Below are 24,927 nucleotides of genomic sequence, written 5' to 3'. Positions count from 1 at the left end.
GTGGGGCAGCGCCGGAAGCGCTCGCACCGCGTGCGCTCCCGGCCCGGACGCCGCGGCGGGGCCGGCCGCGTGGTCAGAGGCTGCTGCGGTAGGGCGGCATGAACCGCAGCCGGGGCATCTGGTCGGCGAGCACTCCGCCGTCGACGACCAGGTGGGTGCCGTTGATGTAGCGGCCTGCGGCGGAGGCGAGCAGCAGCAGCGCGCCGACGCAGTCGGCCGGCGTGCCGTAGCCGCCGCGCAGCGGGATCCGCTCCGCCCAGGCGGCCTCGAACGCCTGCCGGTCCAGGGGGAACTCGCCGTCGATCGGGGTGGCGATCATGCCGGGGGCGATCGTGTTGGCGGTGATGCCGTGCGGCCCCAGCTCGGCGGCGAGCGACCGGGTGAGCAGCTCGACGGCGGCCTTGGAGGCGTTGTAGTGGGCCAGCCCGGCCTCGGCCATCAGCCCGTTCTTGGAGGAGACGTTGACGATCCGGCCCGCCACCCCGTCGGCGATCATGTGTTCGGCGGCGCGCTGGGCGAGGAAGAAGACGGCGTCCACGTTCACCCGCATCACCTCGCGCCAGGCGGCGACGGTGATCTCGTTGAAGTGCTCCAGCCGGGCCACGCCGGCGTTGTTGACCAGGATGTGCACCGGGCCGCGGTCGCGGCGTACCCCGTCGAACCAGGCCGCGATCGCCTCGGTGTCGGCGAGGTCGAAGGGGTACGGGTGGCAGGCGCGGCCCCGCTCGGTCACCGCGGCCACGACCGGGTCGAGGTCGACACCGGGCCGGTCCACCACCACCACGTCGGCGCCGGCCGAGGCGAGGCCGGCGGCGAACGCGGCGCCGAGCCCGCGCGCGGCTCCGGTCACCACGGCCAGCCGGCCGGACAGGTCGAAGGAGGGCGGGACGCGGGAGGTCATGCCAACCCCAGCAGGTCGAGGGACGGACGGTGGATCAGCCGCTCGATCTGCTCGGTGTCGAGCGGGTCGAGGCCGGGGATGCCGGGCACCCGCCCGACCGCCCGCAGCCCCTCGATCGAGGCGTCGACGGTGGTGAAGGGGTAGTCGCTGCCGAACATCAGCTTGTGCCACACGCCGTAGTCCTGCACGAGCCGCAGGCTGTGCCAGAGCTGGAAGGGGCGGTAGTGCAGCGCGGACACGTCGGCGTAGACGTGCCGGTGCTTGCGGACGACCGCGATGCACTCCCCCTCGTACGGGTGGCCGAGGTGGGCGAGCACCATGCGCAGCTCGGGGTGGCGGATGGCCACCTCGTCGAGGTGCACCGGAAGCGCGTAGCGCAGCGGCGCCGTGGAGACGAACGTGGTGCCGGTGTGCACCAGCAGCGGCAGCCCGTGCCGTTCGGCGTAGGCGTACAGGTCGTCGTAGGCGGGGTCGGCGGGGTCGAACCCGGCGTACATCGGCATCAGCTTGATGCCGCGCAGGCCCAGGTCGCGGTGCCCGTGCTCCAGCTCGTCGCGCCAGCCGGGCTGGGTGGGGTCCAGGGCGAGGTAGCCGACGAGCCGGTCCGGCCGGGCGGCCACGTACGCGGCCACCGCCGCGTCGTCGACCCACAGCCCGGACCGGCGGGCCTTGCCACCGACGACGACGGTGCGGGTGTCCGCCGGTGCGGTGGCCGCGTACTGCGACCACCGCACCGTCAGGTCGACCTCGCCGCCGTGGGCCCGCGCCGCCTCGGCGGCGAACGGGTCGCCGACGTGGTCGGGGCAGTCGAACAGGTGCGAGTGCACGTCGACGATCATCGGCGGTCCCGCTTCTCCCACCCCTCGGCGAACATGTTCCAGAAGCCGTGGCTCGGCGGGTGCTCGGCGAACACCTCGTCCACCAGCTCGATGCCGAGGCCGGGCGCGGTGGGCAGGTCGATGTGCCCGTCGACCACCGGCAGGGCGCCCCGCACGGCGTCGAAGACGTAGTCCTCCAGCAGCCCGTCGAAGGTCTCCAGGATCTTGAAGTTCGGCATCCCGAGGACGGCGTGCACCGAGGCGGTGGTGCACAGCGGCGAGTTGGAGTTGTGCGGGGCGACCACCATGGCGTGCTGGTCGGCGATGGCGGCGAGCTTGCGCACCTCGGTGAAGCCGCCGGCCATGGAGAGGTCGGGCTGGATGATGTCGACGGCGTCGGTGGCGAACAGCCGGGCGTACTCGTAGCGGTTGTGGAAGTGCTCGCCGCCGGAGATCGGCATGGTGGCCCGGGCGCGCAGCTCGGCGTACCGCTCGATGTGGGTCCACGGCAGCGGCTCCTCGAACCAGCCGAGGTCGAACGGCTCCAGCTCCCGCACCAGCCGGGCGGCGGTGTGCATGGCGAAGCGGGCGTGGCCCTCGACGTACAGTTCGATCTCTTCTCCGACGGCGGCGCGGACGGCGGCGACGATGTCGATCGAGCGGCGCAGCTCGGCCCGGGACAGCTCGCCGAGGCCGGCGCCGAACGGGTCGAACTTCAGCGCCGTGTACCCCTTGGCGACGGTGGCCCGCGCCCGCTCGGCGAACGCGGCGGGCTCCCGGTCGCCGGTGTACCAGCCGTTGGCGTAGACCCGGACGCGGTCGCGGCAGGCGCCGCCGGTGAGCCGGTACGCGGGCACCCCGAGGGCCTTGCCCATCAGGTCGTAGAGGGCCTGGTCGACGCCGGAGACGACGATCCCGCCGACGTCACCGCCGCGCAGGAAGTCACCCTGGTACATGCGCAGCCAGATCTCCTCGACGTCGAACGGGTCGGCGCCGATCAGGTGCCGCCCGGCCATCGCCTCGGCGAGCTGGCAGGTCTCCCGGGCCCGGTACGGGTGGGTGATCTCGCCGACGCCGGTCAGCCCGGCGTCGGTGTGCACCCGCACGTAGGAGAAGTCGCGCCAGGCGGTGCCGAGGGTGAGGGTCTCCACCCGGCTGATCCGCCCGGCCGGCCCGACCGGTCTGGTCTTGTCGACGGTGAGCATCAGCGGCCCTCCCCGCCGGCGACCGCGCCGCCCATGGTGGCGGTGCCGGCCAGCTCGGTCGTCCCCCCGGAGGCGAGCGTGTCGCGCACGGCCGCCCGGGTGGCCTCGACGAGGTGGTCGATGTCGGCGTCGGTGTGCGCGTAGGAGATGTGGTTGCGCTTGAGGTTCAGCGGCAGCTCGAAGATGCCGTGCTCGGGCATCCGCCGACGGTAGCCGATGAACATGCCGGCATCGTTGCGCAGCAGGTCGTCGTAGCTGCGGGGTGCCGGGCCCGACATGAAGTAGGTCACGAACACGGAGCCGTGCCCGGTGACCACGGCGGGGACGCCGAGGTCGGCGAGGACCTCGGCGATGCCGGCGCGGGCCCGCTCGCCGAGGCGGTAGACGTGCTCGTGCACGGGCTCGGCGCGCAGCTTGCCGAGGGTGGCGAGGGCGGCGGCGACCACCGCCGGGTGGCCGTTGTAGGTGCCGGCGAAGAAGGCGGGCGCGCCCGGACGGGTGCTGAACAGGTCCATCAGGTCGGCGCGGCCGCCCAGGGCGCCGATCGGGTAGCCGTTGGCGATGGCCTTGCCGAGGGTGGTCAGGTCGGGGGTGACGCCGCTGATCCGCTGCCAGCCGCCCAGGTCGTGCCGGAAACCGGTGATCACCTCGTCGAAGACCAGGACGCTGCCGGCGCGGGTGCACTCGTCGCGCAGCGCCTGCAGGAACTCCTGGTCGGGCAGAAGGCAGCCGACGTTGTGCGGCACCGGCTCGACGATGACGGCGGCGATGTCGTCGCCGTGCGCGACGAAGGCGGCCCGGACGGCGGCCACGTCGTTGAAGCGCAGCACGAGGGTGGCGTCGAGGACCTCCGGCAGGATGCCCGTGGAGATCGGGTCGGGCAGGCCGACCCGGTCGGGGGCGGAGATCACGTTCAGGCTGACCGAGTCGTGCCAGCCGTGGTAGCAGCCCTGGAACTTGACCACCAGGCGGCGGCCGGTGGCGGCGCGGGCGACCCGCAGGGCGTGGAAGGTGGCCTCGCTGCCGGTGCTGGTGAGCAGCACCTTCTCGATGCTCGGGACCAGCTCGGCGAGGGTCTCGGCGAGCTGGATCTCGCCGTGGGTGACGGCCACCCCGCACAGGTCGACCCGCGTGCCGGCCTCGGCGACGGCGGCGTTGACGTCCGGGTCGTTGTGGCCGAGCAGGGGCGGCCCGAAGGCCGCGTGGTAGTCGGTGTACTGGCGTCCGTCGGCGTCCCAGAAGCGCGCGCCGGAGGCGCGGGCGATCACCATCTCGGTGAGGCCCGGGATGCTGCGCTGCCCGCTGTTGACGCCGCCGGGGATGACCCGGCGTGCCCGCTCGGCGAGGGTGACGCCGGACGGGGCCGATCGTGAATTCACACCTTCTCCTCATCGGTGCGGCGCGGCGACCCAGCCCGGTCGCGACGCCGCGGTTTGTCCGCCGCGGGAGGAACCAACAAAACTTCGGAACAGTGTTCGGCTATACCAAACGATGTTCGGCATACTAGGCAGGTGAAATCGCGAAGGTCAACAGCGAGGGCCCGAATTCCGAACGGGTTTGTTACGCTGTTCGGTCTTGGCGAACAGCTTCAGCGTCACTGACCGAAAGAAGGACCATGGCCACCACCGAAGACGGCGACAGCTCCCGCTACCTGGTGCGCAGCGTCAGCCGCGCGGCCGAGGTGCTGGAGGTGCTCTCCGCCGCCGCTCCCAACGAGGGGCTGAGCGTCACCGACGTCGCCCGCGCCTGCGGCCTGTCCAAGAGCGCCGCGTTCGCCACCCTGCACACGCTGTGCCACCACGGCCTGGCCGCCGACGACGGCGAGGGGATGAACCGCCGCTACCGGCTCGGCATGGCCCTGGCCCGCCTCGGCGTCCGCGCCCAGGAGCAGCTGTCGCTGCGCGACATCGCCCGTCCGGTGCTGACCGCGCTGACCCGCGACACCGGGCTCAGCTCCCGGCTGGCCGTCCCCGAGGGCGCCCACGCGGTCGTCATCGACCAGGTCAGCAACGGCGAGCGCATCCAGATCGAGCTGCGGATGGGCACCCGCGAGCTGCCGCACTGCACCGGGCTGGGCAAGGCGTTGCTGGCCGAGATGACCCCGGCGCAGGTGGCCGAGCTGATCGGCCGGGTCGGGCTGCCCCGGCGCACCGACCACACCATCACCGACCTGGACTCGCTCGTGGCCCACCTGCACGACGTCCGCAAGGCCGGGTACGCCCTCGACGACGAGGAGGACGCCGAGGGGGTGTTCTGCATCGGCAGCGCCCTGCGCGACCACAGCGGCGGGTGCTGCGGCGCGATCAGCGTGACCGGGCTGAAGCTCGGCCTGCCCAGCTGGCGCTACCAGGAGCTGGGCCGGCAGGTGCGCCAGGCCGCCGAGGCCATCTCCGTCCGCCTCGGCCACGTCCCGGCGGAGCAGACCCCTTGACAGCCGGTTCACCTGCTGTTTAACGTTCCCGCCAACGTCACGGCCCCGGCCGTGGCAGGTCGCGGCCCCCCAGCCGCGGCCGTCTCGGGCGAACAGCTGACTCCCGTCGCGCCGCAGCCCCGGCGCCGGGCGTTCCGGTCAGCAGCTCCGCCGCCTGCGCGCCTCGCGCGTTTGCCCGACCTTCCCCCGCCTGTGGCCGCCCCTTGGCGCCCGCAGGCCCCCAAGCAACCGCCGTCCGGCGCCCCGCCGGACGGCTGGACCGCGAAGGTTGAGGCTCTCCATGGGTCTACTTGGCACGTCCACGCCCACCCCCCACGACCAGATGCTGCGCGTCGACACCGTCGCCGACCTGGCCCGGCTCGCCCCCGCCACGCTGGCCGCCCGCGCCCTGGTGCGGGTCGCCGGCTACCACCGCCCCGGCGACGGCGGCGGCGGCCTGCTGCGTTGGGACCCCACCAGCACCGCCGCCGGCAACGGCGGCACCGTGCACGACCCGTACCCGGGCCGCGGCGACCGGCGCGGCCGGTGGCTGGCCGTGCACGACGGGACCGGCGACTTCCGGCGGTTCGGCATCTTCGGCCGGGACACCCCCGCCGACGCCGCGCTGGACGCCATGGTCGGCGACCCGACGATCCACCGGGTCGAGGCCCACACCGACCTGCGCTTCGTCAAGCGGCACACCTTCGGCCGCAGCGACATCGAGCTGGACTTCGGCGGGCACACCGTGCACACCGACGGCATCGAGCGCAACACCCACGACAACCCGTTCGGCGCGGTGCTGTACTTCCGCGGCACGGTGACCGAGACGGTGATCACCCATACCCTCACCGAGACCGTGCCCGAGCTGACCGACGTCTTCCAGGTGCCGGACTCGGCGCGGTTCGCCGTCGGCCAGTGGTGGACGGCAACCAGCAACGCCCTCGCCGGCGCCGACGAGCGCGAACTGCAGAAGATGGTCCAGGTCACCCAGATCGTCGACGGCACCCACATCCGGGTGGGCTACCTCAACGGCTGGACCCTGGAGCCGGGCCGCCGGATCACCTGGCAGCGGGTGGAGCCGGTCCAGCGGGCCCACGTGCGCGACATGGTCTTCTTCGGCCACGTCGCCTTCACCGGCGAGTACCCCGGGTCGGGGCCCGACGACCGCGAGTACAGCGGCTCCCACCCCGTCGCCTACGAGTACGCCGTGCGCTGCGACGTCTCCGGCATCGACGCCACCGGCACCTGGTGGCCGGTGATCATGCGCCGCTGGTGCACCCACTTCACCACCGCGAACTGCACCCTGAAGAACCCGCCGGCCGTGATGTACGGCGGCGCCGGCTACCTCACCCAGCAGATCTACTGCCTGTACGGGCACGTGGTGGACTGCCGCAGCAGCAACGCCCGGCACCTCAACGACCTCACCGCCTCGGCGTACTGCACCGTGGAGAACTGCCACGGCGACGGCGACGACGCCGGCGGCAACCCGTTCACCACCCACGGGCAGTACGAGCACGACCTGGTCTTCACCGGCAACTCCGGCCTAATGGACATCGCCAACAGCGGTGGCCAGTGGGGCATCAGCGCCAAGCGGATCACCGTCCGGCGGCACGTCTGCTCCTGGTTCGTCGCCGGCACCAAGATCACCGACCTGACCCTGGAGGACGTGCGGGTCATCCCCCGCTCGACGTTCGACCCGGCCGGCACGCTCCAGGTCAACGCCGACGGCGCGCAGCTGCGCGGCTGCTCGGCGCGGACGCTCAGCATCGCCCAGCGCTCGGCCCGATCGGGCCGGCCCACGATCATCGCCGACTGCGACTTCGACCAGCCCGCCGGCACCGTGATCGTGCAGACCCCGGTGAGCAACCCGGTGCACTTCGTCCGCACCACCTTCCGCGGCCTCGACGGCGCGATCCTGCGCGGCTCGGGCCCGGTGCGCTTCACCGACTGCACGCTGACCGGGGCGCCCGGCGCGGCGCCGCTGCTGATCGGCGCGGCCGAGGTGGTGGTGCGCGGCGGCACCCTGACCGACACCGGCATCGAGCTGTCGGCCGTGCGCGACCAGCGCCTCGTCGTCGACGGCGGCGCGGCGGTCACCGGCACCAACGCCCGGGGGGCCCTGCTGACCCGGGCCGCCGGCACCGGGGCCGTCCGGATCGAGCTGGGCGACTACCGCAGCACCGCGGCCGACGCGCAGACCGCGCACGTGCGCGTCGACGCCGGGGTCAACCGGTACCGCGCCGTCGGCGCCCGCTTCTCCGGCGGCCGGCTGACGCTCGCCGACGCCGCCTTCGGCGCCGGTTCCACCCTGCTGCACACCGGGTGCGTCGAGGAGGGGGTCGCCCGCGAGCTGCCCGCCGAGTCCGCCCGCGTCGTCACCCGCGACAACCTCGCCCTCTGACCGCCCCCGCAGGAGGAGACACCCCCATGCACGCCGACAACGCCAACCCCGACGGGACACCCACCCACCACCTCGCGCCGGCCTCCCGCCGCGCCGTGCTGCGCGCCTCCGGGCTCGGCGGGCTCGCCCTCGCCGGCACCGCCCTCGCCCTCTCCCCCGCCACCGCCGCCTCCGCCAAGCCGGACGGCCCGCCCGCCCCGCCGGCACCGCTGGCCCCCGGCCTCAACGGGGTGCTGCACGTGGGCACCGTCGCCGCGCTGCTCGCCGTCAAGCCCCAGACCCTGCGCGCCGGGCAGGTCGTGCACATCGACGGCTACCACGCCGCCGGCGACGGCGCCGCCCGCCTGCTCCGCTGGGACGCGGCCAGCACCGCCCCCGCCAACGGCGGCACCGTCCTCGCCCCCGACGGCGACCGGCCCGGGCGTTGGCTCCAGCTCCACGACGGCGTCGTCGAGTTCCGGCACTTCGGCATCTTCGACGCCGGCACCCCCGCCGACGCGGCCCTCGACGCGATGGTCACCGACCCCACCGTGCACCGCATCGAGGCCCACTCCGACCTGCACTTCGTGAAGCGGCACCGGTTCACCCGCAGCGACCTGGTGCTCGACTTCGGCGGGCACACCATGTCCACCGACGGCATCGCCGACGCCGGCCGCGACGACCCGTTCGCCGCCGTGCTGTTCTTCCGGGGCAAGGTCACCGACGAGGTACGCACCCACACCCTGACCGAGGCCGTCCGGGAGGGCTGGGACTCGTTCCAGGTCGCCGACTCCGCGGCGTTCGCCGTCGGCCAGTGGTACGCCGTCGAGGTCAACCGGCTCGCTGGCACCTGGGAGCGGGAGCTGCAGAAACTCGTCCAGGTCACCCAGATCGTCGACGGCACCCACATCCGGGTCAACTACAAGAACGGCTGGGAGCTGGCCGCCGGGCGCACCCTCACCTGGACCCGGGTCGAACCGGTCAGCCGGGTGCACGTGCGCAACCTCGTCTTCACCGGCAACGGCGCGGACCAGTACACCGGCTCGCACCCGGTCGCCTACGAGTACGCGGTGCACTGCGACGTCGCCGACATCGACGCCACCGGCACCTTCTGGCCGGTGATCATGCGGCGCTGGTGCACCTACTTCCACACCGCCCGGTGCACCCTGAAGAACCCGACCTCCGTCACCTGGGGCGGCGCCGGCTACCTCACCCAGCAGATCTACTGCCTGTACGGGCACGTCGAGGACTGCCGCACCTCCAACGCCCGGCACCTCAACGACTGGACCGCCTCCGCGTACGGGTACGTCACCAACTGCCACGGCGACGGCGACGACCAGGGCCCCTTCGTCACCCACGGCCAGTACGAGCACGACCTCGTCTACACCGGCAACTCCGGGCTGATGACGTTCGCCAACTCGGGGGCGGCCTGGGGCTCGGCGGCGAAGCGGATCACCGTCCGCAAGCACGTGTGCTCCTGGTTCGTGGCCCGGGTCAAGGTCACCGACCTGACCCTGGAGGACGTCCAGGTCATCCGCAAGGCCGGGCTGGCCGGCTCCGGGATGCTGTGGGTCAACGCCGACGGGGTGCAGCTGCGCGGCTGCTCCGCCGACGACACGCTGATCATCTCCCAGCAGTCCACCCGCTCGCAGCGGCCCAACGTCATCGAGGGCTGCTCCTTCACCCTCGCCACCGCCGGCACCGACGTGGTGCAGGCCAGCGTCACCACGCCGGTGCACCTGGTCCGCACCACCATCCGCGGGGTCGACGGGCACACGTTCAGCGGCACCGGGCGGCTGCACCTGACCGACGTGACGCTCGTCGGCGCGCCCGACGCCGCGCCGGCCACCGTCAAGTCCGCCGACCTGCGCGTGACCGGCGGCACCCTCACCGACACCGGCATCCGCCTCGCCGGCACCGCCGACCAGCGGATCAGCGTCGGCGGCGGCGCGGTGCTCAGCGGCACCAACTCCGCCGGGGCGCTGCTGTCGCGCGCCGCGGCCACCGGCGTCGTGCGGTGGGAGCTGGGCGGCTACCTCAGCACCACCGCCGACGCCGGCACCGCGCACGTGGCCGTCGACGCCGGCACCAACCGGTACTCCGCCGTCGGCGTCCAGTTCACCGGCGGGAAGCTGCGGCTGGCCGACGCCGGCTTCGGCGAGGGCTCGTACCTGCACCACACCGGGTGCGTCGAGGAGGGCGTGTCCCGGGAGCTGCCCGCCGCCGGCCCGCGCGTCCGCGACGCCGGGAACCTCACGGTCTGACCACACCACGACGAGAGAAGGCGAGGAGCCAGGTGCGACAGCAGGACCGGCCGGTGCGGGTGGCGCTGGCGGGCGCGGGCAACCGGGGCCAGACGTACGCCCGCTGGGTGGCCGCCAACCCCACGCGGGCGCGACTCGTCGCGGTCGCCGACCCGCGTCCCCACCAGCGGGGTCTGATCACCGCCGCCCACCCGGGCGCGGCGGAGTTCGCCGACTGGCGGGACCTGCTGGCGGCGGACCTGGCGGCCGACGCGGTCGTCGTCGCCACCCAGGACCGGATGCACGTCGAGCCGGCCGTCGCGTTCGCCAGGGCCGGCCGGCACCTGCTGGTGGAGAAGCCGCTCGCGCCGACGGCCGACCAGTGCCGCGAGATCGTCGACGCGGTACGCGCCACCGGCGTGCTCTTCGCCGTCTGCCACGTGCTGCGGTACACCCCCTACACCGACCTGGTGAAGCGGGTGGTGGACAGCGGGGTGCTGGGCGAGATCGTCAGCGTCCAGCACCTCGAACCGGTCGGCTGGTGGCACTACGCCCACTCCTACGTGCGCGGCCCCTGGCGGCGGGAGGAGCTGGCCACCCCGATGCTGCTGGCCAAGTCCAGCCACGACCTGGACTGGCTCGGCTACGTCACCGGCCGGCGCATCGAACGCGTCGCCAGCTTCGGCGGGCTGCGCCACTTCCGGCCCGACCAGGCGCCGGCCGGCGCGGCCGCCCGGTGCCTGGACTGCCCGGTCGAGCCGGGCTGCCCGTACTCCGCGCCGAAGCTGTACCTGCCGGTGCTGCGGGAGCACGGGCCGATCTGGCCGGTCAGCGTCGTCACCGACGGCACCGACGAGGCCGCGCTGGTCGAGGCGCTGCGCACCGGCCCGTACGGGCGGTGCGTGTACTCCGGCGACAACGACGTCGTCGACCACCAGGTCGTGGCGATGGAACTGACCGGCGGCGTCACCGCCACCTTCACCATGGCCGCCTTCACCGAACAGACCCACCGGCAGACCCAGCTGTTCGGCACCCACGGCTGCCTGTCCGGCGACGGCGAGCGGGTCCGGGTGCACGACTTCCGCACCGACCGGATCGAGGTCCTCGACGCCGGCACGGTCGGCGGGTCCACCGCCGCCGACGACCACGGCGGCGGCGACACCGGGCTGATGGACGCCTTCGTCCGCGCCGTGGCCACCGGCGACCACCACCACATCCGGTCCGGACTGGACGAGACCCTCGCCAGCCACCTCGCGGTCTTCGCCGCCGAGACGGCCCGGCACACCGGCGCGGTCGTGACCGTGCCCGCGCAGTGAACCACTTCGAGAGGAACGCACAGATGAGACTTCGCAGGTTCGCACCGGTCGCGGCCGTCGCGCTGGCGGCCGGGCTGCTCACCGCCTGCGGCGGCGGCTCCGAGGCCGGCGGCGACAGGCAGAGCGTCACCATGTGGATCTACCCGGTGGTCCCCGACGAGGCCACCCACAAGGGCTTCTGGGACAAGCAGGTCGCCGCGTTCAAGGCCGACCACCCGGACATCGACGTCAAGGTCGAGATCTTCCCGTGGGCCAAGCGGGAGGAGTCGCTGACGGCGGCGATCGCCGGCGGCAAGGGCCCGGACGTCGTCTACCTGATCCCCGACCAGCTCGGCAAGTTCCAGAAGATGATCGAGCCGGTGGACGACTACCTGCCCGCCGACGCGAAGGCCGACTACCGGGAGAACGTCCGGACCGCCGTCACCCTCGACGGCAAGATGCTCGGCGCGCCGCTGCTGACCAGCAGCAACCCGCTGATGTGCAACGCGAAGGTGTTCGCCGCCGCCGGGCTCACCGAGTACCCGAAGACCTGGGCCGACCTGCTGGCCCTCGCGCCGAAGCTGAAGGCGAAGGGCTTCGACGCCACCAACTACTACGCCGACCCGAGCGCCACGCTCAACCAGTCCTTCTACCCGCTGCTCTGGCAGGCCGGGGGCGACGTGTTCACCGCCGACGGCACGTCCGTGGCCTTCGCCGGGCCCGAGGGCGTCAAGGCGCTGACCTTCCTCAAGCAGCTCGTCGACGGCGGCTACGTGCAGAAGGACCTGATCACCAGCATCCCGGCGTTCGAGCAGACCAACGTGGCGAAGAACAAGGTCGCCTGCACCTGGCAGCACGTCCCCGCCGACGTGGAGCAGTTCTGGGGCAAGGAGAACATCAAGATCTTCCCGCCGCTGAGCGACGTCAAGAGCGTCGGCTACGGCACCGTGGGCAGCCTGTCGATCCTCAAGGGCAGCAAGGCCAAGAAGGCCGCGGGCGAGTGGATCACCTTCGTCACCGCGCCGGCGGTCGCCTCCGCGTACGACGTCGCCGGCGGCTACTTCTCCGCCAAGACTTCCGCCGGGTCGCTGTACCCGCAGGACCCGGTGAGCACCGAGATGGAGAAGACCCTGGGCAGCACCACGGTCGGCCCGCTCCACGAGAAGAGCCGCGAGGTGATGGGCGTGCTCGCCCCCGAGATCCAGGCCGCCCTGATCGGCAAGAAGACCCCGGAGCAGGCGCTCGCCGACGCGGCGAAGGCCGCCGACGCGCTGCTCTGAGCCCCGCCGGCCCGCCGCGGTGCGGCGGCGGGCCGGGCACCACCACACCGGCCCGACCGGCCGGTGTCGAATCTGCGAAGAGGATGGCGAGATGGCCGTACCTGCTCAGCTGCCGGCCCGCAGAGCCCGGCGGGTGATCGCCCGGCGCGAGGCACGATGGGGTCTGCTCTTCGTCCTCCCCGCGTTCCTGCTGTTCCTGGCGTTCCGCTTCGGCCCGGCGATCGCCGGCCTGGTGCTCGGCTTCATGGACTACACGATCGGCGGCGACACCGAGTGGACCGGCCTCGACAACGCCCGGCGGCTGGCCGACGACCCCGTCTTCTGGCAGGCGCTGCGGGTCACCGCCGGCTACACCGTGCTGTACGTGCCGCTGACGGTCGCCGCGTCGGTCGGGCTGGCGCTGCTGGTCCGACGCGGCTTCCGTGGCGTCGGCCTGTTCCGGTCGGTGTTCTTCCTGCCGGTGGTCACCAGCCTGGTGCTGGTCGCCACCATCTTCTCCTGGGTGTTCTCCTCCGACGGCCCGTGGTCGCGGATCCTCGGCTGGGTCGGCCTGCCCGACGACTCCTGGCTGGCCTCCAGCACGCTGGTGCTGCCGGCGCTCGCCCTGGTCGGCGTCTGGTCGCACTTCGGCTACGGCATGCTGATCGTGCTGGCCCGCCTCCAGGACCTGCCCCGCGAGCAGGAGGAGGCGGCGCTCACCGACGGCGCCGGCCCGTGGCAGCGGTTCCGCTGGATCGTGCTGCCCCAGCTCAAGCCCGTGCTGTTCTTCCTGCTGGTGATCGAGACGACCGCCTCGTTCCAGGTCTTCGACCTGGTGTACGCGATGACCGGCGGGGGCCCCGCCCGCGCCAGCTACACCCTCGTCATGGCCCTGTACGACCAGGGCTTCAAGTACTTCGACCTCGGCTACGCCAGCGCGATCGGGGTGGCCCTGTTCGTGATGACGCTGGTCGTCGCGCTGATCCAGCGGCTGACCCTCGGGAGGGACAAGTGACCGCCACGACCACCGCCCCCGCGCCGACCCCGGCGCCCCCGCCGCGCCGCCGACGGCGCTCCTACCGGGCGCTGCAACCCGGGCCCGGCGGCGTCGTGCTGCGCTACGTGCTGCTCGCCGTGGCCAGCGTGGTCACGTTGTTCCCGTTCTACGCGATGGTGGTGCTGAGCCTCAAGCCCGCCGCCGCCGTCGAGTTCCCCGGCAGCCTGCTGCCCTGGCCGATCGAGTTCGACGCGTACGCGACGGTGCTCGACTCGCGGGACATCCTGCGCTGGCTGCTGAACACCACCATCTACTCGGTGGTCAGTGTCGTCGCGGTGCTGCTGCTCGCCGCCATGGCCGGGTACGCGTTCGCGAAGAAGCGCTTCCCCGGCCGGGAGACCATGTTCTGGTCGTTCCTGGCGATGGTCATGGTGCCGTACCACGTCACCCTCATCCCCACCTTCATCCTCATCGCCAAGGTCGGCGGGGTCGACACGTACTGGGGGTTGATCCTGCCCACCCTGGCGAACGCGCAGGCGGTGTTCCTGATGCGGCAGTTCATCCAGGGCCTGCCCGACGAGCTCTTCGAGGCGGCGAAGATCGACGGCGCGTCCGAGTGGCGGATGTTCGTGCGGATCGTGCTGCCGCTGTGCAAGCCGATCCTGGCCACCCTCGGCGTGTTCGTCTTCCTGTGGCACTGGAACGACCTGCTCTGGCCGCTGATCATCGGGCAGAGCGGGGACATGCGCACCCTCACCGTCGGCATCGCCTCCCTGCAGAAGGAGCAGGTGCCGCTCAACGTCATGCTCGCCGGCTCGGTCGTCGCGTTCGTGCCGATCTTCGCCGCCTACCTCGTGGGCCAGCGGTACTTCACCGAGGGCGTCACGATGTCCGGAATCAAGGGATGAGTGCAGTGTTCGACAGTGAAACCGAGTTGGAGGAGCGGCTCGCCCGGCCCTCGACGGCGCTCGTCGCCGACCTGGCCGGCGGTGCCGGCGACCTGGTGGTCCTCGGCGCCGGGGGCAAGATGGGTCCGTCGCTGTGCCGGCTGGCCCGCCGGGGGCTCGACGCCGCCGGCCGCACCGGCGACCGGGTGTACGCGGTGTCGCGCTGGTCGGACCGGGCGACCGCCGCCGCGCTGGCCGCCGACGGGGTGGAGCCGGTCGCGTTCGACCTGCTCGGCGACGGCGACCTGGCCGGGCTGCCCGACGCCGCCGACGTGGTGTTCATGGTGGGCGCGAAGTTCGGCACCGCCAGCGCCCCCTACCTGGCCTGGGTGGTCAACGCGGTGCTGCCCGCGGCGGTGGCCCGGCGTTACCCGGCGGCCCGGATCGCCGCCTTCTCCACCGGCAACGTCTACCCGATGGTGCGGGTGGGCACCGGCGGCTGCGTGGAGACCGACCCGACCGGGCCGCTCGGCGACTACGCGATGAGCTGCCTCGGCCGCGAGCAGGTGTTCGCGCACGCCGCCGCCACCCGGGACACCCCGGTCGCGGTGCTGCGGCTCAACTACGCGGTCGACCTGCGCTACGGCGTGCTCGCCGACATCGGCCACGCGGTGCTCGCCGGAGAGCCGGTCGACGTCACCACCGGCCACGTCAACGTGGTCTGGCAGGGCTACGCCAACGAGGTGGCGCTGCGCGCGCTCGGGCACGCCAGCACCGACGTGTTCACCCTGAACCTGACCGGCCCGGAGACCGCCCCGGTGCGCCGGATCGCCGCCCGGATGGGCGAGCGCCTCGGCCGGCCGGTCGGCTACACCGGCGAGGAGGCGCCGACCGCGCTGCTCAACGACGCCACCCGCTGCCACGCGCTGTTCGGCTACCCGGACGTCGCGCTGGGCACCCTGATCGACTGGCAGGCCGACTGGCTGGCCGCCGGCCTGCCCACCTCGGGCAAGCCCACCAAGTTCGCCGTCCGCGACGGGAGGTTCTGACCGTGTCCCTGGACCTGCTGCGCGCGGGGACCGTCATCCCCGCGCACCCGCTCGCGCTGACCGCGGACCGCCGCCTCGACGAGCGGCGGCAGCGCGCGCTGACCCGCTACTACCTGGCCGCCGGGGCCGGCGGCCTCGCCGTCGGCGTGCACACCACCCAGTTCACGATCCGGCAGGCCGGCCAGCTGCGGCCGGTGCTCGCCCTGGCCGCCGAGACCGTCGACGCCGAGGCCGGGCGGCCCGTGGTGAAGATCGCCGGGGCGTGCGGCGACACCGCCCAGGCCGTCGCCGAGGCCGAACTCGCCGCCGGCCTCGGCTACCACGCCGTGCTGCTGTCCCCCGTCGTGCCGGGGGCCGACGAGGCGTACCTGCTCCGGCGGGCCCGGGCGGTCGGCGAGGTGCTGCCGGTCATCGGCTTCTACCTCCAGCCGGCCATCGGCGGGCCGCGCCTGTCCCCGGCGTTCTGGCGGGCGTTCGCCGACCTCCCCTCGGTGGTCGCGGTGAAGCTGGCCCCGTTCGACCGGTACCGGACCCTGGAGGCGGTGCGCGGGATCGCCGCCGCCGACCGGGGCGCGGAGGTGGCCCTGTACACCGGCAACGACGACCACATCGTCGGCGACCTGCTCGGCGAGTTCGCCGGCCGCCGGTTCGTCGGCGGGCTGCTCGGCCAGTGGGCGGTGTGGACCCGCGCCGCCGTCGGGCTGTTCGCGCGGGCCCGCGCGGCCCGGGACGGCGACGCGGCGGCGCTGGCGGAGCTGACCGACCGGAGCGCGGCGGTCACCGACGCGAACGCGGCGGTGTTCGACGCCGCGAACGGCTTCCACGGCTGCATCGCCGGGGTGCACGAGGTGCTGCGCCGGCAGGGGCTGCTCGACGGGGTGTGGTGCCTCGACCCGGCCGAGGGGCTGTCGCCCGGCCAGGCGGAGGAGCTGACCCGGGTGAGCGCCGCCTACCCGTGGCTGACCGACGACGACTTCGTCGCGGAGCACCGCGATGGCTGGCTCCGGTGAGCCGCCGACGGGAGCCGGCACGGGAGCCGGGCCGGCGGGCGGCCCACCGGTGACCCCGCCCACCGGCGCGCGCCGCCCGGTCACCGTGGTCAGCGTGTCCGCCGCGCTGCGGGCCCAGTTCTTCCCCGACCGGGTCGGCGACCGGCTGGCCGCGACCACCGACGCCACCCTCGTCGACGACCACGCGGCGCTCACCGGCGTCGACCTGGCGTCGGTGCTGGCCCGGGCCGAGGTGCTGGTCACCTCCTGGGGTGTGCCACGGCTCGACGCGGCCCTGCTCGACCGGGCCCCGGCACTGCGGCTGGTCGCGCACACCGGCGCGTCGGTCAAGCCGTTCGTGACCGCCGAACTGTTCGCGCGCGGCGTCACGGTCACCCAGGCCGGGCAGGGCATGGCCCGGTCGGTGGCCGAGGTCGCCCTCACGTTCACCCTGGCCCTGCTGCACCAGACGCCCCGCTTCGACCACGCCCTGCACGCGGGCGCCGAGTGGCACCGGGCGGAGCAGACGCCGCCCCGGCACGAGATCCTCGGCTGCCCGGTCGGCGTCGTCGGCGCGTCCCGCACCGGGCGGGCGTACCTGGAACTGGTCCGTGCCCTCGGCGCGGAGGTCAGCGTCTGCGACCCGACCCTGACCCCGGCGGACGCCGCCCGGCTCGGCGCCCGGCTGGTCGGCCTGGACGAGCTGCTCGCCGGCAGCCGCATCGTCGCGCTGCACGCGCCGACCCTGCCGGAGACCCGGCACCTGCTCGGCGCCCGCGAGCTGGCGCTGCTGCCCGACGGCGCCGGGCTGGTCAACACCGCCCGGTCCTGGCTGGTCGACGAGGCGGCGCTCGTCGCGGAGCTGACCCGCGGCCGGATCGACACCGCGCTGGACGTCTTCGACGAGGAGCCGCTGCCCACCGGCCATCCCCTCCGGGCGCTGCCCAACGTGCTGCTCACCCCGCACCAGGCCGCCGGCACCGTGCAGGGCCGCCGGCGGCAGGGCGAGATCGTCGTCAACGAGATCGTCCGGTACGCCAGCGGGCGGCCCCTCGCCCACGCGGTCACGCCCGAGCTGCTCGCCCGGACGGGCTGACCGGCGCAGCCACCCCCACCGGGGCCCGTCGAGGGGCCCACCGCACCATCTGAGAGGACACCATGAAGTTCATGCGGATCGGCCCGGTCGGCGCCGAACGGCCGGTGCTGTTCGACGGCACCGACCACTTCGACCTGAGCGGGGTCACCGCCGACATCGACGCGGCGTTCCTCGCCGGGGACCCCGTGGCGCGGGTGCGGGCGGCCGGCCCGCTGCCGCGTCTCGACGTGACCGGGGAGCGGGTCGGCGCGCCGGTCGCCCGGCCCGGGGCGGTGCTCTGCATCGGGCAGAACTACGCCGCGCACGCCGCCGAGTCCGGCGTCGCCCCGCCCGAGCGGCCGATCCTGTTCCACAAGTCGCCGAACACCGTCGTCGGCCCGTACGACCGGGTGCTGATCCCGCGCGGCTCGACCCGGACCGACTGGGAGGTCGAACTGGCCGTGGTGATCGGCCGGCCGGCCCGCTACCTCGACTCCCCCGCCGAGGCGCTGGCCCACGTGGCCGGGTACGCGGTCGCCAACGACGTGTCCGAGCGGGACTACCAGTTCGCCGACCCCGGGGGCCAGTGGGCCAAGGGCAAGTCGTGCGAGACCTTCAACCCGCTCGGCCCCTGGCTGGTCACCCCGGACGAGGTGGGCGACCCGCAGGCGCTGCGGCTGCGCTCGTGGGTCAACGGCGCACCACGGCAGGACTCCCGCACCGCCGACATGATCTTCGACGTGGCGTACCTGATCTGGCACCTGTCCCAGTTCACCGTGCTCGAACCCGGCGACCTGGTCAACACCGGCACCCCGCAGGGGGTGGCGCTCTCCGGCCGGTTCCCCTACCTCGCGGCGGGCGACGTGATGGAGATGGAGATCGACGGGCTGGGCCGGCAGCGCACCGCGCTCGCGCCGGCGTGACCGCCCCGGTCGCGTACCGTCCGGCCACCGCGGCGGACGTGCCGTCGCTGCACGCCACCTGGGCGGAGGCGTTCGACGACGCGCACGTCGTGCGGCTGTGGTCCGGCGACCCCGGCCGCCTTCCGCGTACCTTCGTGGCGGTGCAGGCCGGGACGGTCGTCGCCGCCGTCTACTACCTGCCCCGCCGGATCCGGGACGCCGCCGGCGGCGTCGACCTGGTCGGCGGCGTCGCCAACGTCGCCACCCGGGTCGGGGCACGGGGACGCGGGCACGTCCGCCGCCTGCTCGACCTGGCCGTCACGGCGATGGCCGCGGACGGCTGCGCCTGGTCGCTGCTGTTCACCGGCACACCCGGCGTGTACGCGTCCAGCGGCTACCGGCCGTTCACCCTGCGCTACCCGACCGGGCGGCCGGCGGCAGCCACGGCCGCGGCCCCACCGACGGGCTGGACGGTGCGGACGGAACCCGGGGTGGACTGGGCGGAGCTGGCCCCGGTGCACGCGGCGTTCAACGCCGACCGGCCGCTCAGCACCGTGCGCGCCGCCGACGACTGGCGGCTCCGGGTGCCGGTCTGGTATTCCCCGCCCACCGAACTGCTGGTGGCCCGCCAGCGGGGCCGGGTCACGGGCTACCTGGCCGCGACCTGGGCTCCCGGGCGCGTCCGGGTGGTCGAGACCGCCGCCCTGCCCGACCGGCCGGACACCCTGCCCGCCCTGTTCCGCGCCGTCGCCCGCGCCGCCGCCGCGCGCGACGTACGGCACTGCGTGGCCCGGCTGCCCGCCGACCCGGCGATCGACGCCGCGCTGCCGTGCCTGCTGGCCGACCCGGTGGTCGAGGCCGACACCACCGGGATGGTCCGGCCGATCCACGCGACACCCGAGCACCTCGCCGCGATCATGGCGGCACCCGGGGCGTTCCACTGGCCGGCCGACTACCTGTGACGGCACGCCACACCCGGCCTCCGCCGCCGCCCGACGGTCTCTGCCGGGTGAGCCGGCCGGTGGACGTACGACGCGGTGCGCCGGTGGCCCGAGGATGGGGTTGACGTTCGAGCCACTATTCGGAGGTAACCGGCGATGTCCATCACCACCGCACAGCCCGGCAGGCCGACGGTCGTCCTCGTCCACGGAGCCTTCGCCGAATCGGCGAGCTGGGACGGCGTGATCGCCAAGCTGCTCGACGGCGGCTACCCGGCGGTGGCCGTGGCCAATCCGCTGCGCGGCGTCCGACACGACGCCGACTACCTGCGCGCCGTACTCACCGGGATCGACGGGCCCGTCGTCCTCGTCGGGCACTCGTACGGCGGAATGGTGATCTCCAACGTGCCGGCGGGGGCCGCGAACGTCACCGCCCTGGTCTACGTCGGGGCGTTCGCCCCCGCGGCCGGTGAGAGCGCCGCCGACCTGGCCGGGCGGTTCCCCGGCAGTTCCCTGGGCGAGACGCTGGTCCCCGTCACACTTCCCGACGGCGGCACCGACCTCTACATCCGGCAGGACCGCTATCACCACCAGTTCGCCGCCGACTCGCCGGCGCAGCGGGCCGCCGTGATGGCGGTGACCCAGCGGCCGATCACCGAGGCCGCCCTGGGCGAGCCCTCCGGCGAGCCCGCCTGGCAGGCGCTGCCGTCCTGGTTCCTGTTCGGCAGCGAGGACCTCAACATCCCGGTCGCCGCCCACCGGTTCATGGCCGAGCGGGCGGGCTCCCGGCGGACGGTGGAGTTGCCCGGCGGCTCGCACACCGTGGCCATCCCGGAGGCAGCCGCCCTCGTCGACCTCATCCGTGCGGCCGCCGACGCCACCACGTCGCCGTGATCGTCGGCGGCGGGGTCAGTGCAGGTGGCGCTGCCAGTCCTGCGGCACCCGGCCGGCGGGACCGGGGGCGGGCTGGTCGAGTGGGCGCGAGTGCGGCTCGGCCAGCTCCGGCCCCTCGGCATAGAACTGGTCCTCGGAGTAGTCCCAGAACCACGCCTCGCCCGGTTCGAAGCTCCGCACCACCGGATGCCCCGTCGTGGCCGCGTGCGCGGTCGCGTGCTGACTCGGCGAGGAGTCGCAGCAGCCGACGTGACCGCAGGCCGCGCAGCGGCGCAGGTGGAACCACCACCCGCCGGAGGACTCACACTCGACGCAGCCCGGGCCGCTCGGCGGCACCGCCGGATCGATCGCCGCGACCATGGCTGGCGGCTCGGGCTGCTCGTCCACGACATGCTCCTTCTCGGCTCGCGGCTGCGGGGGCGGACCGGTCCACCGGCACCCTGCCCTGTCATCCCCGCTCGCAGTCTGACACCCGCGACCGTCACCCGCACCCACCGGGCCCGCGCCCCGCCTCCGGGGTCAGGGGGTGAAGCTGGCGTAGTAGGACGCCCCCATGTCCTGCCCGCCGTGTCCCTGCGCCGCCGCGCGCCGGAACCGTTCCGCGCCGGCGGCCACGACGTCGAGGCGTACCCCGTGCTCCTCGCCCGCCGCGACGATCAGGCGCGCGTCCTTCTCGGCGGTCTCCACCGCGAAACTCGCCGGCGACAGCCGGCCCTGCCGCACGAGGTCGGCCTTGGCGTGCAGGTAACCCATGTCGAGCGGACCGCCCTCGATCACCTCGAAGAAGCGGTCCGGGTCGACGCCGAGCGCCCCGGCCAACGCGAGCATCTCCGCCGCGCCGTGCGTCACCGTGAGCACCCAACTGTTCGCCACCAGCTTCAACCGGGTGCCGTCGCCCCGCGCGCCGTCCTCGCCCAGCCAGACCACCCGGGCCGCGATCGCGTCGAGCACCGGGGCGAGCCGCTCCCGACCGGCGGCCGGCCCGGCGGCGAGCACGGTCAGCTGACCGGCCTCGGCCGGCTGCCGGGTGCCGAGCACCGGCGCGTCGTAGAACGCCACCGAGTGCTCGGCGGCTGTCGCGGCGAGCCCGGCCACGTCACCCAGGCTCGCGGTGGTCGTCTGCAACCAGAGCGCGCCCGCCTTCAGCCCGGGGGCGGCTCGCCCGATCACGTCGCGCACCGTCCCCCCGTCGTACAGCATCGTGATGATCACGTCGGCGTCGCGGACCGCGTCGGCGGGCGATTCCGCCACGGTCGCGCCGGTCTCCGCCGCCTTGTCCGGGGAGCGGTTCCACACCCGCACGGCGTGCCCCGCCCCGACGAGATTGCGGGCCATGGCGGTGCCCATGATGCCCGTGCCCAGCACGCTGACGGTCAGCTCTTCGGTCATGGGCCCATCCTTGCGTACGGCCGGTCCCCGTCGGTCGCGCCGGCGCGACCCGCAGGATGGGTCCGGGCCCTCCTGGTACGGCTAGCCGGGCGAGGAGACCGGGGACAGAACGGCGAGCAGCTTCTCGATCCGGTCGGCGCCCGGCTGGTGTCCGGTCGCGGCGTGGGACTGTGCGGCGAGCCGCGCGCTGTGCCAGGCGGTGGCCCGGTCGCCGGCCCGGTACGCGGCTGCGGCGCGGGCGGCGAGCGCCCGGCCTTCGAGGAGCCGGTAGCCGCACTGCCGCGCGATGGAGAGCGCCGCATGGCACCAGGACGGCGCCGCGGGCTCGTCGACCTCGGCGAGGCTGACGATGATGTCGGCCTCGATGTAGCGGTCCGCAGACGCGCGGGCGTGCGTCAGCGCGTCCACCAGGAGGCCGACCTTCCCGTCGACGAGGCCCAGGACGTGGAGTGCGACCGCTTCGAGCCGGGGCTCGGCCGGCTCGCGCGCCATGTCGAGCGCCTGACGGGCGAGCGCCGAGGCGCGCGCGTCGTCGCCGCGGTCGTGGTGCACCCGCGCCAGCGCGCACAGTGCGGTGACCCGGCCCCGGCTGCCCGTCTGCTCGTGCAACTCCATCGCGGTGGTCAACGTCCGCGCCGCCTCGTCGAGGCGGCCGAGAAGGTGGTAGACCGCGCCCAGGTTGTTCAGGATGAGCGCGCGGCTGCACACCGACCTGTTCTGGTCGGCCAGGGTGAGCGCCGCGTGGTGGTGGTTCGCCGCTTCGCTGAGCCGCCCGAGGTCTGCGCAGACCAGTCCGAGGTTGTTGTGGTTGACGGCGACGCCGGCCGTGCGGCGGGTGCGGCGGTTCAGCTCCAGCGCCTGTTCCATGACCCGCAGGGCTTCACGCGGCTGGCCGGTCATCCGGAAGACCGGGCCCAGGTTGCCCAGCGCCGCCGCCTGCCCGTCGTGCCATCCCGACCGGTTCGCCGAGCGCAGCGCCAGCCGGTAGTCGTCGGTCGCCTCCGGGAACCGTTCGAGACGCCAGTTCAGGGCCGCGAGGCTCAGGCGGGCCGCCGCCTCGGCCTGCTCGTGACGCGCGGCCTGGGCCGCGGTGAGGCCGAGCCGGGCGACCTCGGACCATTCCGCGGTGTGCATGCCCAGCCACAGGTATCCCCGCAGCGCGTCCGCCAGCGCCCAGGCGTACGCGTGCAGTCCCCGGCGGGTCGCGTGCCGGGTCGCGGCGACGAGGTTGTGGCGTTCCGCGTCGAGCCAGGCGAGAGCGTCGACGTGGCTGGCGAACCGCAGGGGACGTGCGGGGACGGGCAGTTGCAGGGGCACGCGGAGCACCTGCGGGCACAACCGGTCGGCCGCGGAGTGCACGCTGAACAGGTACCAGGAGAGCAGGTCGGCCAACGTCCGCCGGTTGTCGTCGAGTGCCGCGAGCCCGACGACGTAACGGCCGAGCAGGTCGTGGGTGCCGAAGCGACCCGGCGTCCGCTCGTGCACCAGGTGCGCGTCGGCGAGGCTGGCGAGCATCCCGGCCGCCTCCGCGGTCGTACAGCCCATCCTCGCGGCGGCCGACTCGGCTGTCACGTCGGCGCCGGGCACGAGGCCGAACAGCCGGAAGAGCCGCTGCAGCCGCGGCGGCAGGGTCCGGTAGGAGGCGGCGAACGCCGACCGCACCGCGATCTGCTCGTCCTCGCGTACGGCCAGCATGGTCAGCGGGTCGCCGGCGCGGAGCCGGGTCAGGTAGTCGCTGATCGTCTCGTGCGGACGGGTCTGCAGGTCCGCCGCGGCGATGCGCAGCGCCAGCGGAAGGCCGGCGCAGTCCTGGGCCAGCTCCGCGAGCGCGGCCTCCTGCCCGGTGATCCGGTCCGCGCCGATGACGCGGGCCAGCAGCTCCGTGGCCTCCCCGGGCGCGAGCACGTCCAGCGACAACCGCTGCGCGTCGTGCCGGGTGGCCAACCCGCCGAGGCGGCCCCGGCTGGTCACGATCACCAGGCAGCCGGCGCCGCCGGGTAGCAGCGGCCGGACGTGCGCGGTGTCCCGGGCGTTGTCGAGGACGAACAGCATCCGCCGGTCCGCGACCACGCTCCGGTAGAGGCTCGCGGCTTCGTCGACGTCGTCGGGGACCTGCGCGGGCGGCACGCCGAGCGCGCGGAGGCAGCGCGACACCGCGTCCAGCGGCGTGAGCGGCTCCCCGGGGGAGTAGCCGCGCAGGTCGAGGAAGAGCTGCCCGCCGTCGAACAGGGGCCGCACGCGGTGCGCCCACCGGACTGCCAGCGCCGTCTTGCCGACCCCGGCGGTGCCGATGATCGCGACGACCGCCAGGGCGGCGCTCCGCCGGGCCCGGTCCAGCATCGCGTCCAGTTCGGCCAGCGCGTCGACGCGACCGGTGAAGGTCGACAGGCCGGCGGGCAGTTGCGCCGGGCGCAGGCCCGGTCCGGCGTCCCGGGCGGCGGGCGCGGGGCCGGTCGGGGCGGGCGCGGGCCCGGTCGACGGGACCTGCTGCCGCAGCAGCCGCAGGTGGGTCTCCGCGAGCCGCCCGCCCGGCTCGACGCCCAGCTCGTCGGCGAGCCGGCGGCGGGCCCGCTCGAACACCCGCAGCGCCTCGGCCTGGTGCCCCGCCCCCGCCAGGGCCGTCATCAGCCGTACGACGAGGCCCTCGTGCCACGGGTCGGCGGCCACCAGCCTGCGCAGCGGCGCCACCGCCTCGGCGTGCCGGCCGAGCGCGAACTCTGCGTCGAACAGGTCCTCGGACGCGGCGAGCCGCCTGTCGTGCAGGCTGGCGGCGGCCCCCGGCACGAAGACCGCGGACGCGCCCGCGAGCGCCGGGCCGCGCCACAACGCCAGCGCCTGGCGCAACAGGCCGGCGGCCGGCTCGTGCTCGCCGGCATCGGCGTGCCGGCGGGCAGCCGCGACGAGGCCGGAGAAGACCCGCGTGTCCAGGTCGTCACCGTCGAGGTCGAGACGGTACCCGCCGAATTCCGAGAAGATCATTTCCGGCAGGTCGGCCGCGCGGGTCAGTTGCCGCAGGCGGGAGACGCACACCTGGACCTGCGCGCGCGCCCGTGCCGGCGGCGCCCCGCCCCACAGCGCCTCGGCCACCTGTTCCGCCGACACCAGCACATTCGCATTGAGCAGCAGATAGGCCAGCACGGCGCGCTGTTGGGGCCGGCCCAACGGCATCCGCTCGCCCCGCACCACGGCCTCGACCGGACCGAGTAGGCGCCATCTCATGCAATCCCCACCTCAACAGATCGATCACATTTTATTCGCCGAAGCCGGGGTGGCTATCGGACGGCTAGCCGATGGCA

Annotated in this window: 20 protein-coding genes; 13 read left to right on the top strand and 7 right to left on the bottom strand. The window is 74.0% G+C overall.

From position 1 onward, the window contains the following. Window positions 1-73 precede the first annotated feature (73 nt). Genes ACVMYR_RS19865 through ACVMYR_RS19850 form a run of 4 tightly spaced genes read right to left on the bottom strand, consistent with a single transcriptional unit; the run spans window position 74 to window position 4,303 of the window. Window positions 74-901, bottom strand: a complete 828-nt coding sequence (locus tag ACVMYR_RS19865; RefSeq protein ID WP_144082613.1) for an SDR family NAD(P)-dependent oxidoreductase — start codon at window positions 899-901, stop codon at window positions 74-76. Then, entirely contained in the window at window positions 898-1,740 is an 843-nt protein-coding gene (locus ACVMYR_RS19860) for an amidohydrolase family protein (RefSeq protein ID WP_077937275.1), read from the bottom strand. The genes ACVMYR_RS19865 and ACVMYR_RS19860 overlap by 4 nt, the downstream gene beginning before the upstream one ends. Continuing rightward, a complete protein-coding gene (locus tag ACVMYR_RS19855; protein WP_457122392.1) occupies window positions 1,737-2,924 on the bottom strand; it encodes a mandelate racemase/muconate lactonizing enzyme family protein in 1,188 nt (395 codons plus the stop codon). The genes ACVMYR_RS19860 and ACVMYR_RS19855 overlap by 4 nt, the downstream gene beginning before the upstream one ends. Next, complete coding sequence (locus ACVMYR_RS19850; RefSeq protein WP_396788313.1) at window positions 2,924-4,303, bottom strand: aspartate aminotransferase family protein; 1,380 nt, start codon at window positions 4,301-4,303, stop codon at window positions 2,924-2,926. Before ACVMYR_RS19850 ends, ACVMYR_RS19855 begins: the two co-directional genes overlap by 1 nt. A 236-nt stretch (window positions 4,304-4,539) precedes the next feature. Between ACVMYR_RS19850 and ACVMYR_RS19845 the strand changes: the two genes are divergently transcribed. The 13 genes from ACVMYR_RS19845 to ACVMYR_RS19785 all read left to right on the top strand — a co-directional run bounded on the left by ACVMYR_RS19845 (window position 4,540) and on the right by ACVMYR_RS19785 (window position 20,242). Beyond that, on the top strand, window positions 4,540-5,355 hold the full coding sequence (locus ACVMYR_RS19845) for an IclR family transcriptional regulator (protein WP_077937272.1): 816 nt from the start codon (window positions 4,540-4,542) through the stop codon (window positions 5,353-5,355). Between the two features lie 280 nt (window positions 5,356-5,635). Beyond that, on the top strand, window positions 5,636-7,735 hold the full coding sequence (locus tag ACVMYR_RS19840; RefSeq protein WP_457122391.1) for a hypothetical protein: 2,100 nt from the start codon (window positions 5,636-5,638) through the stop codon (window positions 7,733-7,735). A 26-nt stretch (window positions 7,736-7,761) separates the two neighbouring features. Continuing rightward, window positions 7,762-9,978, top strand: a complete 2,217-nt coding sequence (locus ACVMYR_RS19835; protein ID WP_457122390.1) for a hypothetical protein — start codon at window positions 7,762-7,764, stop codon at window positions 9,976-9,978. A 32-nt stretch (window positions 9,979-10,010) separates the two neighbouring features. Next, a complete protein-coding gene (locus tag ACVMYR_RS19830; RefSeq protein WP_457122389.1) occupies window positions 10,011-11,273 on the top strand; it encodes a Gfo/Idh/MocA family protein in 1,263 nt (420 codons plus the stop codon). Window positions 11,274-11,296: 23 nt separating this feature from the next. Further along, the gene (locus tag ACVMYR_RS19825) at window positions 11,297-12,532 is read left to right on the top strand and encodes an ABC transporter substrate-binding protein (RefSeq protein ID WP_457122388.1); all 1,236 of its coding nucleotides are present in this window, start codon (window positions 11,297-11,299) and stop codon (window positions 12,530-12,532) included. 91 nt (window positions 12,533-12,623) lie between these two features. After that, the gene (locus tag ACVMYR_RS19820; RefSeq protein ID WP_457122387.1) at window positions 12,624-13,526 is read left to right on the top strand and encodes a carbohydrate ABC transporter permease; all 903 of its coding nucleotides are present in this window, start codon (window positions 12,624-12,626) and stop codon (window positions 13,524-13,526) included. Then, window positions 13,523-14,416, top strand: coding sequence for a carbohydrate ABC transporter permease (locus ACVMYR_RS19815; RefSeq protein ID WP_077937264.1), 894 nt, complete (start codon window positions 13,523-13,525; stop codon window positions 14,414-14,416). Before ACVMYR_RS19820 ends, ACVMYR_RS19815 begins: the two co-directional genes overlap by 4 nt. A 5-nt stretch (window positions 14,417-14,421) precedes the next feature. Next, window positions 14,422-15,444, top strand: a complete 1,023-nt coding sequence (locus ACVMYR_RS19810; protein WP_457122386.1) for an NAD-dependent epimerase/dehydratase family protein — start codon at window positions 14,422-14,424, stop codon at window positions 15,442-15,444. Between the two features lie 2 nt (window positions 15,445-15,446). Beyond that, complete coding sequence (locus ACVMYR_RS19805) at window positions 15,447-16,454, top strand: dihydrodipicolinate synthase family protein (RefSeq protein WP_457122385.1); 1,008 nt, start codon at window positions 15,447-15,449, stop codon at window positions 16,452-16,454. Continuing rightward, window positions 16,438-17,529, top strand: coding sequence for a hydroxyacid dehydrogenase (locus ACVMYR_RS19800; RefSeq protein ID WP_457122384.1), 1,092 nt, complete (start codon window positions 16,438-16,440; stop codon window positions 17,527-17,529). Before ACVMYR_RS19805 ends, ACVMYR_RS19800 begins: the two co-directional genes overlap by 17 nt. A 71-nt stretch (window positions 17,530-17,600) precedes the next feature. Further along, window positions 17,601-18,431 carry a fumarylacetoacetate hydrolase family protein gene (locus ACVMYR_RS19795; RefSeq protein ID WP_457122383.1) on the top strand — a complete coding sequence of 277 codons (831 nt, stop codon included), beginning with the start codon at window positions 17,601-17,603 and terminating at the stop codon, window positions 18,429-18,431. Continuing rightward, window positions 18,428-19,372 (top strand): GNAT family N-acetyltransferase, encoded by a 945-nt coding sequence (locus tag ACVMYR_RS19790; RefSeq protein WP_457122382.1) that lies wholly within the window; start codon window positions 18,428-18,430, stop codon window positions 19,370-19,372. Before ACVMYR_RS19795 ends, ACVMYR_RS19790 begins: the two co-directional genes overlap by 4 nt. 135 nt (window positions 19,373-19,507) lie before the next feature. Beyond that, window positions 19,508-20,242, top strand: a complete 735-nt coding sequence (locus tag ACVMYR_RS19785; protein ID WP_396788305.1) for an alpha/beta fold hydrolase — start codon at window positions 19,508-19,510, stop codon at window positions 20,240-20,242. 15 nt (window positions 20,243-20,257) lie between these two features. On the opposite strand, the gene ACVMYR_RS19780 is transcribed toward ACVMYR_RS19785, so the two are convergent. From ACVMYR_RS19780 to ACVMYR_RS19770, 3 genes are all read right to left on the bottom strand, one after another. Then, complete coding sequence (locus ACVMYR_RS19780) at window positions 20,258-20,629, bottom strand: UBP-type zinc finger domain-containing protein (protein WP_457122381.1); 372 nt, start codon at window positions 20,627-20,629, stop codon at window positions 20,258-20,260. Window positions 20,630-20,761: 132 nt separating this feature from the next. Further along, window positions 20,762-21,631, bottom strand: coding sequence for an NAD(P)-dependent oxidoreductase (locus ACVMYR_RS19775; RefSeq protein WP_457122380.1), 870 nt, complete (start codon window positions 21,629-21,631; stop codon window positions 20,762-20,764). An 81-nt stretch (window positions 21,632-21,712) separates the two neighbouring features. After that, window positions 21,713-24,850, bottom strand: a complete 3,138-nt coding sequence (locus ACVMYR_RS19770) for an AfsR/SARP family transcriptional regulator (protein ID WP_431894202.1) — start codon at window positions 24,848-24,850, stop codon at window positions 21,713-21,715. Between the last annotated feature and the right edge of the window lie 77 nt (window positions 24,851-24,927).

It is taken from the genome of Micromonospora sp. PTRAS2 (assembly GCF_054052245.1).
Note: the sequence above shows the minus strand (reverse complement) of the source record. Positions and strands in the feature narration are given on the sequence as shown.

Bases quoted from the DNA above. Each gene is read 5' to 3' on its own strand.
- ACVMYR_RS19845 (WP_077937272.1), top strand. From the start codon at position 4,540: ATGGCCACCACCGAAGACGGCGACAGCTCCCGCTACCTGGTGCGCAGC.
- ACVMYR_RS19820 (WP_457122387.1), top strand. From the start codon at position 12,624: ATGGCCGTACCTGCTCAGCTGCCGGCCCGCAGAGCCCGGCGGGTGATC.
- ACVMYR_RS19860 (WP_077937275.1), bottom strand. From the start codon at position 1,740: ATGATCGTCGACGTGCACTCGCACCTGTTCGACTGCCCCGACCACGTC.
- ACVMYR_RS19840 (WP_457122391.1), top strand. From the start codon at position 5,636: ATGGGTCTACTTGGCACGTCCACGCCCACCCCCCACGACCAGATGCTG.
- ACVMYR_RS19800 (WP_457122384.1), top strand. From the start codon at position 16,438: ATGGCTGGCTCCGGTGAGCCGCCGACGGGAGCCGGCACGGGAGCCGGG.
- ACVMYR_RS19795 (WP_457122383.1), top strand. From the start codon at position 17,601: ATGCGGATCGGCCCGGTCGGCGCCGAACGGCCGGTGCTGTTCGACGGC.
- ACVMYR_RS19825 (WP_457122388.1), top strand. From the start codon at position 11,297: ATGAGACTTCGCAGGTTCGCACCGGTCGCGGCCGTCGCGCTGGCGGCC.
- ACVMYR_RS19775 (WP_457122380.1), bottom strand. From the start codon at position 21,631: ATGACCGAAGAGCTGACCGTCAGCGTGCTGGGCACGGGCATCATGGGC.
- ACVMYR_RS19835 (WP_457122390.1), top strand. From the start codon at position 7,762: ATGCACGCCGACAACGCCAACCCCGACGGGACACCCACCCACCACCTC.
- ACVMYR_RS19865 (WP_144082613.1), bottom strand. From the start codon at position 901: ATGACCTCCCGCGTCCCGCCCTCCTTCGACCTGTCCGGCCGGCTGGCC.
- ACVMYR_RS19855 (WP_457122392.1), bottom strand. From the start codon at position 2,924: ATGCTCACCGTCGACAAGACCAGACCGGTCGGGCCGGCCGGGCGGATC.
- ACVMYR_RS19785 (WP_396788305.1), top strand. From the start codon at position 19,508: ATGTCCATCACCACCGCACAGCCCGGCAGGCCGACGGTCGTCCTCGTC.
- ACVMYR_RS19770 (WP_431894202.1), bottom strand. From the start codon at position 24,850: ATGAGATGGCGCCTACTCGGTCCGGTCGAGGCCGTGGTGCGGGGCGAG.